Origin of the sequence: Labrys okinawensis (genome assembly GCF_002982075.1) — a bacterium.
Classification (GTDB): domain Bacteria; phylum Pseudomonadota; class Alphaproteobacteria; order Rhizobiales; family Labraceae; genus Labrys; species Labrys okinawensis_A.
This window is the reverse complement of record NZ_PUEJ01000006.1, coordinates 342,922-357,373: the sequence shown is the minus strand read 5'-3', so window position 1 is coordinate 357,373 and position 14,452 is coordinate 342,922. Positions and strand designations below refer to the sequence as shown.

The 14,452-nt window shown below is 64.4% G+C and carries 14 protein-coding genes; 4 read left to right on the top strand and 10 right to left on the bottom strand.

Going from position 1 to position 14,452, the window contains the following annotated elements; translation table 11 throughout:
- The first annotated feature begins 339 nt into the window (after positions 1-339).
- From C5L14_RS18685 to C5L14_RS18675, 3 genes are all read left to right on the top strand, one after another.
- Positions 340-1,314 (top strand): GAF domain-containing protein, encoded by a 975-nt coding sequence (locus C5L14_RS18685; protein WP_105863558.1) that lies wholly within the window; start codon positions 340-342, stop codon positions 1,312-1,314.
- Between the two features lie 215 nt (positions 1,315-1,529).
- Positions 1,530-3,047 carry an aldehyde dehydrogenase gene (adh, locus tag C5L14_RS18680; protein WP_105863557.1) on the top strand — a complete coding sequence of 506 codons (1,518 nt, stop codon included), beginning with the start codon at positions 1,530-1,532 and terminating at the stop codon, positions 3,045-3,047.
- A gap of 204 nt (positions 3,048-3,251) precedes the next feature.
- Positions 3,252-3,635, top strand: coding sequence for a DUF779 domain-containing protein (locus C5L14_RS18675; RefSeq protein WP_105863556.1), 384 nt, complete (start codon positions 3,252-3,254; stop codon positions 3,633-3,635).
- Positions 3,636-3,776: 141 nt separating this feature from the next.
- On the opposite strand, the gene C5L14_RS18670 is transcribed toward C5L14_RS18675, so the two are convergent.
- Positions 3,777-4,532 carry an SDR family oxidoreductase gene (locus C5L14_RS18670; RefSeq protein ID WP_105863555.1) on the bottom strand — a complete coding sequence of 252 codons (756 nt, stop codon included), beginning with the start codon at positions 4,530-4,532 and terminating at the stop codon, positions 3,777-3,779.
- 133 nt (positions 4,533-4,665) lie between these two features.
- Between C5L14_RS18670 and C5L14_RS18665 the strand changes: the two genes are divergently transcribed.
- Complete coding sequence (locus tag C5L14_RS18665; RefSeq protein ID WP_105863554.1) at positions 4,666-5,049, top strand: hypothetical protein; 384 nt, start codon at positions 4,666-4,668, stop codon at positions 5,047-5,049.
- 37 nt (positions 5,050-5,086) lie between these two features.
- Here the strand turns inward: C5L14_RS18665 and C5L14_RS18660 are convergent, their stop codons facing one another.
- The 9 genes from C5L14_RS18660 to C5L14_RS18620 all read right to left on the bottom strand — a co-directional run bounded on the left by C5L14_RS18660 (position 5,087) and on the right by C5L14_RS18620 (position 14,443).
- Positions 5,087-5,833 carry an HAD-IIB family hydrolase gene (locus C5L14_RS18660; protein ID WP_105863553.1) on the bottom strand — a complete coding sequence of 249 codons (747 nt, stop codon included), beginning with the start codon at positions 5,831-5,833 and terminating at the stop codon, positions 5,087-5,089.
- 230 nt (positions 5,834-6,063) lie between these two features.
- Positions 6,064-6,822 carry an ATP-binding cassette domain-containing protein gene (locus C5L14_RS18655; protein WP_105863552.1) on the bottom strand — a complete coding sequence of 253 codons (759 nt, stop codon included), beginning with the start codon at positions 6,820-6,822 and terminating at the stop codon, positions 6,064-6,066.
- 3 nt (positions 6,823-6,825) lie between these two features.
- Positions 6,826-7,812 (bottom strand): ABC transporter permease, encoded by a 987-nt coding sequence (locus C5L14_RS18650; RefSeq protein ID WP_105863666.1) that lies wholly within the window; start codon positions 7,810-7,812, stop codon positions 6,826-6,828.
- A 260-nt stretch (positions 7,813-8,072) separates the two neighbouring features.
- Entirely contained in the window at positions 8,073-8,954 is an 882-nt protein-coding gene (locus tag C5L14_RS18645; RefSeq protein ID WP_428832639.1) for a substrate-binding domain-containing protein, read from the bottom strand.
- A 386-nt stretch (positions 8,955-9,340) separates the two neighbouring features.
- Positions 9,341-10,570, bottom strand: coding sequence for an argininosuccinate synthase (locus tag C5L14_RS18640; RefSeq protein WP_105863550.1), 1,230 nt, complete (start codon positions 10,568-10,570; stop codon positions 9,341-9,343).
- A gap of 180 nt (positions 10,571-10,750) precedes the next feature.
- Positions 10,751-11,308, bottom strand: a complete 558-nt coding sequence (locus tag C5L14_RS18635) for a YcxB family protein (protein ID WP_105863549.1) — start codon at positions 11,306-11,308, stop codon at positions 10,751-10,753.
- Between the two features lie 137 nt (positions 11,309-11,445).
- On the bottom strand, positions 11,446-12,999 hold the full coding sequence (locus C5L14_RS18630) for a Ppx/GppA family phosphatase (RefSeq protein ID WP_181161233.1): 1,554 nt from the start codon (positions 12,997-12,999) through the stop codon (positions 11,446-11,448).
- 143 nt (positions 13,000-13,142) lie between these two features.
- Positions 13,143-14,096 carry a type I pantothenate kinase gene (gene coaA / locus C5L14_RS18625; RefSeq protein WP_082979986.1) on the bottom strand — a complete coding sequence of 318 codons (954 nt, stop codon included), beginning with the start codon at positions 14,094-14,096 and terminating at the stop codon, positions 13,143-13,145.
- A gap of 29 nt (positions 14,097-14,125) precedes the next feature.
- Positions 14,126-14,443, bottom strand: coding sequence for a phosphoribosyl-ATP diphosphatase (locus tag C5L14_RS18620; protein ID WP_105863547.1), 318 nt, complete (start codon positions 14,441-14,443; stop codon positions 14,126-14,128).
- Between the last annotated feature and the right edge of the window lie 9 nt (positions 14,444-14,452).

Sequence of the window (14,452 nt, the reverse complement as noted above, 5' to 3'; positions counted from 1 at the left end):
TGCGAGCGTAGCGAAGCAATCCAGAAGCCACGGATGCCGTGTTTCTCGGCTCTTGGATTGCTTCGCTGTGCTCGCAATGACGATAGAGGCCGCTGGGAACAGGAACTGCAACTGTATCGTAAGCCGGAAGGAGGTTGAATCTGCCGCCTCTGCGCGATGTTGACGCATCGAATGACAAATTCGTTCTCCAAAGCGCTTTGAGAGCGGGCCAAAATCGCTGCTGCAATTGACAGGCCGGGAAATTCCGGCGGAAGATACCGGCAACCGCGTCGATGCCGGGAGTGACCTGTCGGGCTCCCCCTGTCGGAATGCATGCGGAGGGCGGAGCGAATGCCGGGAATGGGTAAGTCGGACCGTCCGCATCACGCGGATCTGGTCTATGCCACCTTGAATGACGGCACCTCGAGTGCGCAGTCAGCGGTCGCAGCCTCCTGGTCGCGCTCCATGAGCCATTACGGTCTCGATCCCGACCATGCCCCGCCGCCCCTTCGCCTCGGCGACAGCGAATTCAAGGCGGCCTTGTCGCGCATGGAGCTGCTGGTACGGCTGGCGCAGGGAACGCTCGACCGCCTGTTCCAGGCGGTCGGTGACGCCGGCTGCTGCGTGCTCCTCACCGATGATGACGGCGTGCCGCTGGATCGGCGCGGCGTAGCGGGGGACGATGCCGATTTCGAGGCTCTCGGCCTGTGGACCGGCATGGTCTGGAGCGAGCAGAGCGAGGGCACCAACGGTGTCGGCACCTGCATCGCGGAAGGGCGCGCGCTGACCATCCATCGCGACCAGCATTTCCTCACCCGCAATATCGGGCTGAGCTGCACGGTGGCGCCGATCTGGGACGCGAATGGCCGCCTGATGGGCACGCTCGACGTCTCGACCTGCCGGTCCGACCTGACGCCTGGCATCCTCAAACTGGTGGCGGCTGCGACACGGGATGCGGCTACCCGCATCGAGACCCAGCATTTCCGCGAGGCCTTCCGCCATGCGCGCATCCTGGTCGGGCCCGATGCAGGGGCCGGCCCGGCCGGCCTGCTCGCCGTCGACAGGGAGGATCTCGTCATCGGCGCCAGCCGGGCCGCGCGCCTCGTCTATGGGCTGACGGACGAGCATCTGCGCAATCCCTTCCCGGCCAGCGATCTCGTCGATGGCGAAACGGTTCGGCCCGGCGACGGTCTGCTCGCCGGCGAGCGTGCCGCCGTGCGCCAGGCGCTGTCGAGGGCGAAGGGCAATGTCTCGGCCGCGGCCCGCCTGCTCGGCGTCAGCCGTGCCACCATGCATCGCAAGATCGCGCGACTGGGCCTGGGGCGGGAGAGCTGACTTCGGTATGCCGATCCCGCTCCATCTCTTGATGGAGCTGAGGAAATCGGCACGCCGAAAGGGCGATCTGGTATCTCAACCTGTCTCATCCCTGAGACACATCGCTGCCGCCATCGTCCGCGCCTATCCTGACAAGCGCCCCGGTCACGCCCATCCTCCTTCCCCGACGACGCCAGCCCAGAACCATCAATTGGCGCGCTCAAGGAGGAAGTTGCATGAATAAGCCCGAGATCGTCCGCTCGCCCGGAACGCTGTTCAAGCCACGATATGGCAATTTCATCGGCGGCCAGTGGGTGGGGCCGCGCAGCGGCAAATATTTCGAGAACACTTCACCCGTCAACGGTCGGGTTCTGTGCGAGGTCGCCCGCTCCGATGCCGCCGACGTCGAAGCCGCCCTCGACGCCGCCCACGCCGCCAAGGACGCCTGGGGCCGTACCAGTGCGGCGGAGCGTTCGCTGCTGCTGCTGCGCATCGCCCAGGTGATGGAAGACAATCTGGAAACGCTCGCTCTGGCCGAGACCTGGGACAACGGCAAGCCGATCCGCGAGAGCATGGCCGCCGATTTGCCGCTCGGTGTCGACCATTTCCGCTATTTCGCCGGCGTGCTGCGCGCCCAGGAAGGCGGCATCTCCGAGATCGACCACGACACCGTCGCCTATCATTTCCATGAGCCGCTCGGCGTCGTCGGCCAGATCATCCCCTGGAACTTCCCGCTCTTGATGGCGGTCTGGAAGCTCGCCCCGGCGCTCGCCGCCGGCAATTGCGTGGTGATCAAGCCGGCCGAGCAGACGCCCGCCTCCATCCTGGTCCTGGCCGAGCTGATCGCCGACATCCTGCCGCCCGGTGTGCTCAACATTGTCAACGGCTTCGGGCTGGAAGCCGGCAAGCCTCTGGCCTCGTCGAACCGGATCGCGAAGATCGCCTTCACCGGCGAGACCACCACCGGCCGCCTGATCATGCAATATGCCAGCCAGAACCTGATCCCGGTGACGCTGGAGCTCGGCGGCAAGTCGCCCAACATCTTCTTCAAGGACGTTGCCGCCGAGGACGACGATTTCCTCGACAAGGCAATCGAGGGCTTCGTGATGTTCGCCCTCAACCAGGGCGAGGTCTGCACATGCCCGAGCCGCGCCCTCGTGCATGAGAGCATCTATGACCGCTTCATCGAGAAGGCGCTGAAGCGCGTCGCCGCCATCAGGCAGGGCGATCCGCTCGATCCCGCCACCATGATCGGCGCGCAGGCCTCCTCCGAGCAGCTCGAAAAGATCCTGAGCTATTTCGACATCGGCCGCCAGGAAGGCGCCGAGGTGCTGATCGGCGGCGAGCGTGCCGACCTGCCCGGCGAGCTCGCCGGCGGCTATTACGTCAAGCCGACGGTGTTCAAGGGCCACAACAAGATGCGGATCTTCCAGGAGGAGATCTTCGGCCCGGTGGTTTCCGTCACCACCTTCAAGGACGACGAGGAAGCGCTTTCTATCGCCAACGATACGCTCTACGGCCTCGGCGCCGGCATCTGGACGCGTGACGGCACGCGCGCTTATCGCTTCGGCCGCGCCATCCAGGCCGGCCGCGTCTGGACCAATTGCTACCACGCCTATCCGGCCCATGCGGCCTTCGGCGGCTACAAGCAGTCCGGCATCGGCCGCGAGAACCACAAGAAGATGCTCGATCACTACCAGCAGACCAAGAACATGCTGGTCAGCTACTCCCCCAAGAAGCTTGGCTTCTTCTGATCCGTGCTCGGATCGACTTGGTCGCCCGGTCTCGTACCGGGCGACCCTTTTTGCAAGATAGTGAGACATCGGCGACCTTGCCGTCATTGCGAGCGCAGCGAAGCAATCCAGGCTTGTTCAGGCACGGCATTTGCGGCTTCTGAATTGCTTCGCTGCGCTCGCAATGACGCGAGATGGTGATTCATTATGAAAAGGGGAGCGATCATGCCCGATGCCAGTCTCGAACGGGTAACGGCAACGCCCGCCGCTCTCGACCTGATCGCCAGCCTCCAGGCCCGCTACGGCCCCGTGCTGTTCCACCAGTCGGGCGGGTGCTGCGACGGCTCCTCGCCGATGTGCTACAGCCAAGGCGAGTTCATCATCGGGGACCAGGACGTGCTGCTGGGCAGCATCGGCGAGGCGCCCGTCTATATCAGCGCCCCGCAATTCGCCGCCTGGAGCCACACCCAGCTGATCATCGACGTGGTGCCGGGGCGCGGCGGCATGTTCTCCCTGGAGAACGGCACGGAAAAGCGGTTCATCACCCGTTCGCGCGCCTTCTCGGGCGAGGAGATCTGCGCGCTGCCGGCGGCGAGAAGAGGGGCCTGAGGCCCTTTTCGGTGTGCCGATCTCCAGATCGGCATTCTCGCGCCAAAGCGCTCACCGGCAAGGGGGTGGTGCCGATCTGGAGATCGGCACACCGTGCTTCGAACGCCGTGCGCGGCCGGATCGGCGCGCCCGGTTCCTCGCCTACCCGCGCCCCACCAGCGGCATCTTGGTGGCCATCACCGTCATGAACTGCACATTGGCCTCGAGCGGCAGGCCGGCCATATAGACCACCGCATCGGCGACATGCTTCACGTCGAAGGTCGGCTCGGGCTTGATCGAGCCGTCGGCCTGCGGCACGCCGCCCGGCATCTTGGACGCCATCGGCGTCAGCGTGTTGCCGATGTCGATCTGGCCGCAGGCGATGTCATATTTGCGGCCGTCCAGCGACGAGGACTTGGTCAGGCCGGTCACTGCATGCTTGGAGGCGGTGTAGGGCGCCGAATTCGGGCGCGGCGAGGTGGCCGAGATCGAGCCATTGTTGATGATGCGCCCGCCCCGCGGCTCCTGCGCCTTCATCACGCGGAAGGCTTCCTTGGTGCACAGGAACACGCCGCTGACGTTTGTGTCGATCACCGCCTTCCATTGTTCGAAGGGCAGGTCCTCGATCGGCACGCCGGGCGCGATGGTGCCGGCATTGTTGAACACGAGGTCCACGCGGCCGAGCGCGGCGACGGCGGCGTCGAACAGCGCCGTGACGGAAGCGGGATCGGTGACGTCAGAGGCGATGGCGCGGCCGGAGGCCGCATGCGGGCTTTCGGCGATGGCGGCTTCCAGGGCCTCCTGGCGGCGCCCCGTGAACACGACAGACCAGCCATCGGCCAGCAGCGCATGCGCGACGGCCTTGCCGATGCCGCTGGCGGCGCCCGTGACGATGGCGATCTTTCCTTGACCCGACATGGGTTCCTCCCGATTCCAATTCGATTTGTGTTGCAACGCGCGGTCCAGCCCGGCGGAGTACCGCAAGGCAGAGCGACGCTTCCGTTGTCAGACAAATATCTCTAATGGGAATTTTCGGATAGGGCGAGCCTCTATGTCAGATCTTCACATCCGCAAGCTTTGCAACGCTCTCATCCCCGATGCGGCGCCCTCGAAGCTGGCACCCGGCGTCGCGGTCAATGTGGCCGATCGCATACGCCGCAAGGCGGGAGGCCTGTGGGTCGGCGGTCGCGTCGAGATCACGCCGGAAGGGCTGTCCTTCGCCGCCAATGGCCTGAACAGGGCTTTTCATACCGGCCTGCAGCCCGTCCACATTCCGCTGACCGCCATCCGCAAGGCCTGGCGGGAATTCGGCTGGGTTACAGGCATCGTGGCCGTCGAGCATGACGGGGGCACGTTCCGCTTCCGCTGCTACGGAGCCAAGAAGGTCGCGGTGGCGCTGGACAAGCATATCGCAGCGCTGCGGCGCGTTGCGTAAATCGGCCGGCGAATATGGCTCTCAATGAATGAACCAGTCACCCCAGGCAGGCGATGATGGTCTCGATCACCCTCTTGGTCTCCTCGGGATCCCTGACGCGGATCGAGTCGACGCCGGCCTCCTTGGCCGCATAGTCGTTGCCGCCCGGGAAGAGCGCGTCGCCGGCGAAGATCATCTCCTCGATGGCGATGCCCAGCCGGTCGCGCAGCTTGGCGATGCCATAGGCCTTGTCGATGCCCTGCCGCGTCACGTCGATCGAGGTGGCGCCGCCCATGCGCACCGAGAAATCCGGGATCGACTTGTCGAGATAGGTTTTCAGGATGGTGCGCTTCTTGAAATCGGGATCCCAGCTGTGCTTGGCCTCGAGCGGTGCTTCCTGGCCGAGCGCGGACATGGTGATCTGGCTGCCGCGATCCTCGATGCGCTCGCCCCAGATCCGCTCGGGCTTGAAGCCGGCTTGTTCGAAGGCGGCCTCGAGCGCGGCGACGATGCGCTGCTTGTCCTCGGCCGACAGGTCCTCGCGATAGACGGGGACCCAGTTGCTTCCGTCGAAATGGAAGAATTTCGTGCCGCAGGTCGGCAGGAGATGCAGCCGGTCGAAGCGGTCGCCGGCCGGCAGATTGGCGAGGAACTGCTTTTCGAATTGAGGCCAGTCGCCACCCGAGATCACGGCGACCTGGGCAACGGTGAGAAGCTGGCCCAGCAGGGCCGCCATCTCGGCATCGATGGCCGATTTGCTCTTGGCAAGCGTGCCGTCGAGATCGAAAATGACGAGTTTCTTCATGACGAGCTTCAATGTCCCTGGGGAAGGAAAGAGTCCGGCCGTTATAGACGAGTTGGCCGGATGCGCCATTCTACGATTGTACAGCCGGGCTCACCCTTTCGGGGCAGATGCCACAATGCATCCTTCCCTGGGACCGCCAGCATCCTGCTGGCTCTTCTCTCAGACGAACGGCCGCTGCACCAAAGAGCCAGCGGGATGCTGGCGGTCCCGGGAAGAGGGTCGGTCGCTCTTCAGTGGTCCATGCCGGTGATCACCCGCTCCACTGCCTCCACACTGGTCTTTTTGGGATCGATGTCGTCGGCGACGACACGCCCGCGGCGCATGACGACGATGCGGTCGACCACCTGGAAGACATGGTGGATATTGTGGGCGATGAAGATGCAGGAATGGCCGGAACTGCGGGCATTGCGCACGAAGTTCAACACGCCCTGGGTCTCCGCCACGCCCAGATTGTTGGTGGGCTCGTCGAGGATGATCAGGTCGCTGTCGAAATGCATGGCGCGGGCAATGGCCACTGCCTGGCGCTCGCCGCCGGAAAGCGAGCCGATCGGGGTGGTCGGCGCGATGTTCTTGGAGATGCCGACCCTTTTCAGGAGCGTGGTCGCCACCTCGTTCATCTTGGCCTGGTCGAGGCGGTTGAGGAAGCGCGGCCCCTTGATCGGCTCGCGCCCCAGGAAGAGGTTGCGGGCGATCGAGAGCTGCGGCACCAGGGCCGAATCCTGGTAGATCGTCTCGATACCCTGGGCGATCGCATCGGTGGTGGAGCGCATCTCCACCTTCTTGCCACGGACGAAGATGTCGCCGGAGGTGGCGGCCACCGCCCCCGACAGGATCTTGATCAGGGTCGACTTGCCGGCGCCGTTGTCGCCGAGCAGCCCGACGATCTCGCGCCGGTTCACCGTGAGGGTGACGTCCTCGATGGCGCGGATGCGGCCATAGGACTTGGCGATGTTCTGCATGCGGATGAGTTCTTCGCTTGTCTCGGGCATCGCTCACCTCCCTTCCTGGTGCCGGCGGTCGAGCCATGAATGCAGGGCCATCATGCCCAAGATGATCGCGCCGATGAAGATGTTGTAGGCCAGGCCCGGCACGCCGATCAGCACGATGCCGTTGCGCATCACGCGCAGGATGAAGATGCCGAGCACCGTGCCGATGATGGTGCCCCGGCCGCCGGTGAGCGCGGTGCCGCCGATCACCACCATGGCGATCACCTCCAGTTCATAGCCCGTGCCCGAATTGGGATTGGCCGAGGAGGTGCGGATCGAAGAGATGACACCGGCGAGCGTCGAGAGCACCGAGCACAGGATGAACAGCCAGACCTTGGTGGCATCGACATTGACGCCGCGCGCCCGAGCCGCATTGGGGTTGCCGCCCGCCGCCTGGATCCAGTTGCCAGCCTTGGTCTTGGTCAAGACGTAGCCGAGCACGATCGCGGCGATGGCGAACCAGAGCAGCGACATGTAAACGCGGAAGTTGCCGATATAGAAGGTGCCGACCAGGAGCTCGGCGAGCGGCTGGTCGCCCGCATTCCAGGTGCGCTGGGGAAAGCCATTGGTGACGAAGAGAGCCGTGCCGCGCACCACCAGCAGCATGCCGAGCGTGACCAGGAAGGAGGGGATTTTCAGCCGGGTGACGAAGAGGCCGTTCACCCAGCCGATCAGCGCCGCGACCACCAGGGCGATCAGGAAGGCCGCCCAGAGCGGGGTGGCGCCGGAATTGAACAGCGTCCACATCAGCACCGGCGAGAAGCCGAAGAGCGAGCCGACCGAGAGGTCGAACTCGCCCGAGGTCATCAGCAGCGTCATCGCCAGGGCAATCAGGCCGAGCTCGACGGTGAAGGCCAGGATGTTGCTGAGATTGTCCGCCGAGAGGAAATCGGGATTGATGCCGCCGAAGATAGCGAGTTCGACGACCAGGAGAACGAAGGGGCCGAATTCGGGCCGTGCGATCGCGCGCTGGAGCAGGGAGCGTTGTTCCACGAGAAGTCCTTGGCCGGTGGTGGGGGCGGATGCAGGAAAGGGCGCTTTGAGAAAGGTGCTCAGTCCACTGAGTTCGGACTTGGCTCGACCTTTGTCATTGCCGGGCTTGACCCGGCAATCCACTCAGGCTTGAAAGCCGTGTTGCTCGCCGCTGGATGCCCGGGTCAAGCCCGGGCATGACAAAGGTCGGTGCCTCATACATATCAGGAGAGGCCGCCGCGCTGGACAGACATTTCCGGCCGCCAGCGCCTGCGAATGCCCTATTTCTTGCCGCTCAGGATGTCGTCATATTGCTGGGCGGCATCCTTCTCGTAGAGCGCGCCGGTGATGACGTTGAAGCCAGGGCGGATGCCGCTGGAGGCCATGGCCGCCATCGAGAGGGCGATATAGCTGGTCGCCTGCGGATCCTGCCATTGCGCGGCGTTGACATAGCCGTTCAGCACCTCCTGGGTGGTGTCGAGCGAATTGCCCCAGCCGACCACCGGGATCTCGCCGGGCTTGACGCCGACCTGATCGAACACCCGCTTGATCGAGCCGGTGACGAGGTCGCCCAGGCCGATGATCGCCTTGATCTTCTTGCGGTTGGTGGTGAGGTAGTCGGTCATGCGCGAGATGACCTCGGCCTGGTCGAGCGTCGCCTCGGTGACTTCCCAGGTGATCCCGAGCGGCTTGAACACGCTGGAAATGCCCTGCTCCTCCTGCACGCCATAGGTGGCGCCGGGGATTTCGACCGGCATCCAGACGAAATCGCCGGATTTCACCAGCTTCTTGTCGACCAGATACTGGGCCCAGGCCGCACCGAACTTGACGTTGTCGCCGCCGACATAGGCGCCGAACTTGGCCTGCGGATCGGGCGTGTTGAAATTGATGATCGGGATCTTCTTGGCGTTGGCTTCATCGACCACCTTGATCAGGCTGCCGGGATCAGGGCTGGTGGTGACGATGCCGGCCGCCCCCGCCGCGATCGCTGCGCGCACGGCCTCCTGATGCGAAGCCACGTCGCCATTGTGGAAGGAGGTGTTGACCGTGTTGCCGGTGTCGCTGGCCCATTGCTTGGCGCCCGCCAGGAAATAGGTCCAGACCGGGTCGGCCGGGCCGCCATGGGATATCCAATAGAAGGTTTTCGGCGCGGCTTGCGCCATCGGGAGAGAGGCTGCCAGCGCCATTATCGCGCCGGCAACAGCCAAGACGAATTTCCTGATCATGGGAGTGCCTTGCTCGTGTTCCGGGTCTCTGGAGGACCAACGAGCGCGATCATGGCAATTGTAATACGATTAATCAATGCGATCTTTGATATGTGATCGTGCTGCCGTAGAACAATTATCGTGCCGGTCGAAAGAAACAGCCTGTTTTTACTTCCGTGGTCCATGCCGCGGTGCAGAAAATATTTGCTGCAACGCATCAAATTTAGTCTGCCCTGGCTCGTGTGAACTCGAATGCTCTCGATTTGAAGCGCTTTGACCAACAAAAAGCCCTTCCCTGGAGAGGGAAGGGCAGCGATAGACTCTAAATTCGGATGCGAGCCGGATCAGACGCCCAGCTTGCGCCTGCGGCTGCCGAGCGTGCGCAGGCGGAGCGCATTGAGCTTGATGAAGCCGGCGGCGTCGCGGTGGTCATAGGCCACGGCGCCTTCCTCGAAGGTGACAAGGTCCTGGCTGTAGAGCGAATAGGGGCTCTCGCGGCCGATGACGTGTACGCCGCCCTTATAGAGCTTGAGGCGGACGGAACCCGTCACTGCTTCCTGGCTCTTGTCGATCAGGGCCTGCAGCATCTCGCGCTCGGGCGAGAACCAGAAGCCGTTATAGATCAGCTCGGCGTAGCGCGGCATGATCTCATCCTTGAGATGGGCGGCGCCGCGGTCCAGCGTGATGCTTTCGATGGCCCGGTGAGCGGGCAGCAGGATGGTGCCGCCGGGCGTCTCATACATGCCGCGCGACTTCATGCCGACGAAACGGTTCTCGACCAGATCGAGGCGGCCGATGCCGTTGATGCGGCCGAGTTCGTTGAGCTTGGCGAGCAGGGTTGCCGGGCTCATCTTCACCCCGTCGATGGCGACGGCGTCGCCCTTCTCGAAGTCGATGGTGACGACGGTCGGGGTATCAGGCGCGTCTTCCGGATTGACCGTGCGCGAATAGACGTAGTCGGGAACCTCGACCGCCGGATCCTCCAGCACCTTGCCCTCTGAGGAGCAGTGCAGGAGGTTGGCGTCGACCGAAAAGGGCGCCTCGCCGCGCTTGTCCTTGGCGATCGGGATCTGGTGCTCTTCGGCGAACTTGATCAGGGCCTCGCGCGAGCGCAGGTCCCATTCGCGCCAGGGGGCGATGATGGTGACGTCGGGCTTGAGGGCATAATAGCCGAGCTCGAAGCGGACCTGGTCGTTGCCCTTGCCGGTGGCGCCGTGGCAGACGGCGTCGGCGCCGGTCTTCTCGGCGATCTCGATCTGCTTCTTGGCGATCAGCGGCCGGGCAATGGAGGTGCCGAGCAGGTAGACGCCTTCATACTGGGCATTGGCGCGGAACATCGGGAAGACGTAGTCGCGCACGAATTCCTCGCGCAAATCCTCGATGAAGATGTTCTCGGGCTTGATGCCGAGCAGCAGCGCCTTCTGGCGCGCCGGCTCCAGTTCCTCGCCCTGGCCGAGATCGGCCGTGAAGGTGACGACCTCGCAACTATAGGTGGTCTGCAGCCATTTCAGGATGATCGAGGTGTCGAGGCCACCGGAATAGGCGAGCACCACCTTCTTGACAGATTTGGACATCGAGGCGCCTTGGCTTGGGATTGCGCCGGAGAAATTCCGGCGGGGAGAAATCGCGCGCGACTATAGCCAGAAGGCACGACAAGACAAGCACAGGCATCCTTCTCCGGGGCGATCAATCGAAATTGTCGCACGGAGCTTGCAGGGACGATCTGGATAGCGGCCAAAGCCTGGTCGCGGGTTCTACCGTTCGGGAGAACCCGATGCTTTCAAGTCCGCCCGGAATGAATCGAGCTGCCTGGGTGAGGTGAAGGCACGTTTCATGATGAAGTTGAAGAGGATATCGCTCTGGTAGAGCAGAAATGCCTCCTTGCTCTCGCGCCAATAGCGGATATTCGCGGTCGGGATCACATATCGGCTCTCGCCAGTCTCGACGACGGCGCCGTCCCTGTTCCAGCTGATGTCGAAGGGCAGATGCAGGCTCTTCTGCTGTTCGTAGATCCGGTGCACTTGCCGGGGTACCAGGGCCTGGCCCAGCAATGGCAGGCCGATGACGAAGATGAGTATAGCGCCAATCGCCCAGAACAGAAACGCCGGCGTGCGAACGGCAGCGGCAGTCAGATCGGCCGGCGAGCCCCGCCCATTCCAGGCGAAAAAAACGCCGAGGGCGATCATGCCAAGCGCGAAGGCGGTCCGCATCGCAATCGCCTTGGGTGCCATCGCCGCGCGCCAATAATGGAAACGATAGGCGTGAATGCAATCCGTCAAGGTTGGTTGGAAGGAGATCTTGTTCGTACTCATCGTCCCTCGAAAGCGCGTTGCCCTGCCGCTTCGCGATGCCTGATTATCCGGTATAGGATCGCACTGTCACAGTTTCCTTCGTGACGTTCTCTCATCGCTATCATGGCGTGCACAGACCAGCCATTCGCGCCTGCGCCTCAGCCCTCTTCGGCAAGTTCGGTGATCTCCGAGAACTTCACCCCGGCCGCGGAAGCCAGAAGGGACAGGCGCTCGCTCACCGCTTCGCTGTCCGGCACGCGGGCCGAACGGCTGACCTCGAGGCGCAGGCGGTTCGAACCGATCGACAGGCGCGAATTCGCCAGCACGGCAGGCGTGCCGCCGGACAGGCGGTAGGCCACCAGCAAGGCTCGCCCGAGGATCTCGGCGCGCCGGCGCTCCGCCGGCGACAGCAGTTTCAGCGCTCCCGCTAGATAGGGTGCGTCGAACCGGCCGGCGTGGCGGGCATGAAGCGCGATGGCCAGGAAGGCCCGCTCGGCGTGATCCAGGCCGATGAAGGGAAATTGCAACACGCGGCGGTGGCTTTCCTCCGCCCGGATATCGGGATGGTCGCGCCAGCCCAGATCCGAGAGGGCGCACAAGGTCACGCGCAGGCGCTTCTCGGCCGGGGATTCTTCCGCAAACAGGCCCTCGGTCCAGGCAACCAGAGCGGGCGGAAAATCGGACACGCGCGAGCCGGGCAACCCGATCAGCTGGGCGCCTTCGACCAGCGGATCGAGATAGCGTTCTTCGGCGTCGAGCTGCGAATAGAGCCATCCCTCTCTCAGGCCGAGGGCGGAGAACACCACCTCGCCCGGCGCCAGATATTTGAGCACGCGGTCCAGCACCAGGGCGGCGGCGGGCATGGTGCGCGCGCGCCGGCGCGATATGCCCGGCAATTCGGCCATCCTGGCCGGGGGCAGGCGCAGCAATGTCTTGGCGAAGGCGCGGGCCTCGCTCGCCGGGATGCGATAGCCATGCACCACCGGAACCGGGGCCGCATTCAGTGCCATATGGGCCTTGGCCAGGGTTCGCCACCCCCCGCCGACGGCAAAGAAGATCGGCTGTTTCAGGAAGGAGGCCGGCGTCTTGTCCTTCAACAGCGCATCGATCCGCCGCTTTGCATTGTCCGGCCCCTGCATCAGGGCCTCGACCGGCAAGGCTCCCAGGGGAAAACTGACCCAGTCCTCGCCGACCCGGTCATCCTCGGCGGCGGCCAGCTCGAGGCTGCCCCCGCCCATGTCGCCGACGATGCCGACGGGGCGGTGGAAGCCGGAGATCACGCCGAGCGCCGCAAATCGAGCCTCTTCGGCGCCGCTGAGGATGCGGACATCGACACCCGCTTCGGCCCGGATGGCCTCGACCAGGTCCTTGCCGTTCTCGGCCCGGCGCACCGCCTCCGTGGCGGTGGCATCCAGGCGCGCCACGCCCATGGCGTCGGCCACGGCGCGGAAGCGGCGCACGGCCTCCACTGTCCGGCGGAAGCCCTCGACGGCGATCAGGCCGGTCTGGGCCAGGCCTTCGCCGAGACGGCAGAGCGATTTTTCATTGAAGCGCGGCAGCGGCGCCCGGCCCAGCTGGTCGTAGACCACCAGGCGGACCGAATTGGAGCCGATGTCGATGATGCCGTAGTGGGCCCGATCGAGGCGTCCCGCCCGCTTCGGATCGAGGTCGAGCGGACGATGAACGGCTGCCTTTCCGGTACTGGTCCCCATGAAGCACTCCCCAATGGCTGCCGGGAAACTGGTGTCGCCCCAGAATTGCGTACGAGGGATCATGGAGGAAGCAGGCCGCTTCGTCCATCCGTAGGGGAAAGTGTCAGCCTGACCTTGGTGTCGTCTCCGAGAAAAGAGCTGAACTACAGCTTCCGGAGCGAAACCTGCTCGATGTCGTGGCTATCGCCCTTGCGCAGGATCAGGTCGGCGCGTGGCCGGGTCGGCAGGATGTTCTCGATCAAATTGGGCTGGTTGATGCGGCTCCACAGGCCGAGGGCCGTCTCCAGCGCTTCGGCCTCGGTGAGATCGGCATATTTGCGGAAGAAGGAGAGGGGGTTGCGGAAGGCCGTCTCGCGCAGGGTCATGAAGCGCTCGACATACCAGCGCCTGAGCAGCGCCACCTCCGCATCGAGATAGATGGCGAAGTCGAAGAAGTCCGAGGTGAAGGGGATCGCCTTGCCATCGCGGGGCAGGCGGGCCGGCTGCAGCACGTTGAGCCCCTCGACGATCAGGATGTCGGGCTGATCCACCGTGACGATCTCGCCCGGCACCACGTCGTAGACGAGGTGGGAATAGACCGGTGCCGTGACCTTGCCCTGGCCGGCCTTGATGTCCGCCAGGAAACGTAGCAGGCGCTGGGTGTCGTAGCTCTCGGGGAACCCCTTGCGCTCCATCAGGCCGTGTTCGCGCAGGAAGGCGTTGGGAAACAGGAAACCGTCCGTGGTGATCAGGTCGACCTTCGGCGTGTTCGGCCAGCGCGTCAGCAATTGGCGCAGCACGCGTGCGGTGGTCGACTTGCCGACCGCCACCGAGCCGGCCACACCGATCAGATAGGGCACCTTGCCCTGGCTGGTGCCGAGAAAGCGCTGGGTGGCGCGGTGCAGGCCCTGCGTCGCCGCGACATAGAGCGAGAGCAGGCGCGACAGCGGCAGGTAGATTTCTTCGACGTCGGTCAGCGAGACCGGGTCGTTGAGGGCGCGCAGGCGATCGAGCTCGGCCGCCGTCAGGGTCATTGGCGTGTCGGCCCTCAGCTTGGCCCATTCGCTGCGGGTGAACACCGAGTAGGGGGACACGGGCGACTTCACGAGCTGGTCCATGGCGTTTGCCTGCCCCTCAACTATCGGCGTCATCTAGGACGGGACGCTTTTTCAGCAATGCCGGACTGGCCGGTGCGCCGCTCGAGTTCCTGCAGGACCGACGCCAGCGGAATGTTGCGTGCCTTGAGGCCGACAATGAGATGATAGAGCACGTCGGCGGCTTCGGCGACGATCGGACCCTCCTCGCCCTCGGTGAGGGCGATGACGAGTTCCACCGCTTCTTCCCCGAACTTCTTGGCGGCGCGCGGCGGCCCGCCGGCCAGCAGCTTGGCCGTCCAGGACTGCTCCGGCGGCGCCTTGGCGCGCTCGGCCACCCGGGCTTCGAGATCGGTCAAGGAAAAGCTCATGCTGCAATA

Excerpts from the sequence above, each read along its gene's own strand:
- adh (WP_105863557.1), top strand. The coding sequence starts at position 1,530 with ATGAATAAGCCCGAGATCGTCCGCTCGCCCGGAACGCTGTTCAAGCCA.
- C5L14_RS18685 (WP_105863558.1), top strand. The coding sequence starts at position 340 with ATGGGTAAGTCGGACCGTCCGCATCACGCGGATCTGGTCTATGCCACC.
- C5L14_RS18670 (WP_105863555.1), bottom strand. The coding sequence starts at position 4,532 with ATGTCGGGTCAAGGAAAGATCGCCATCGTCACGGGCGCCGCCAGCGGC.
- C5L14_RS18675 (WP_105863556.1), top strand. The coding sequence starts at position 3,252 with ATGCCCGATGCCAGTCTCGAACGGGTAACGGCAACGCCCGCCGCTCTC.
- C5L14_RS18655 (WP_105863552.1), bottom strand. The coding sequence starts at position 6,822 with ATGCCCGAGACAAGCGAAGAACTCATCCGCATGCAGAACATCGCCAAG.
- C5L14_RS18660 (WP_105863553.1), bottom strand. The coding sequence starts at position 5,833 with ATGAAGAAACTCGTCATTTTCGATCTCGACGGCACGCTTGCCAAGAGC.
- C5L14_RS18665 (WP_105863554.1), top strand. The coding sequence starts at position 4,666 with ATGTCAGATCTTCACATCCGCAAGCTTTGCAACGCTCTCATCCCCGAT.
- C5L14_RS18630 (WP_181161233.1), bottom strand. The coding sequence starts at position 12,999 with ATGGGGACCAGTACCGGAAAGGCAGCCGTTCATCGTCCGCTCGACCTC.
- C5L14_RS18645 (WP_428832639.1), bottom strand. The coding sequence starts at position 8,954 with ATGGCGCAAGCCGCGCCGAAAACCTTCTATTGGATATCCCATGGCGGC.
- C5L14_RS18635 (WP_105863549.1), bottom strand. The coding sequence starts at position 11,308 with ATGAGTACGAACAAGATCTCCTTCCAACCAACCTTGACGGATTGCATT.
- C5L14_RS18640 (WP_105863550.1), bottom strand. The coding sequence starts at position 10,570 with ATGTCCAAATCTGTCAAGAAGGTGGTGCTCGCCTATTCCGGTGGCCTC.
- coaA (WP_082979986.1), bottom strand. The coding sequence starts at position 14,096 with ATGGACCAGCTCGTGAAGTCGCCCGTGTCCCCCTACTCGGTGTTCACC.
- C5L14_RS18620 (WP_105863547.1), bottom strand. The coding sequence starts at position 14,443 with ATGAGCTTTTCCTTGACCGATCTCGAAGCCCGGGTGGCCGAGCGCGCC.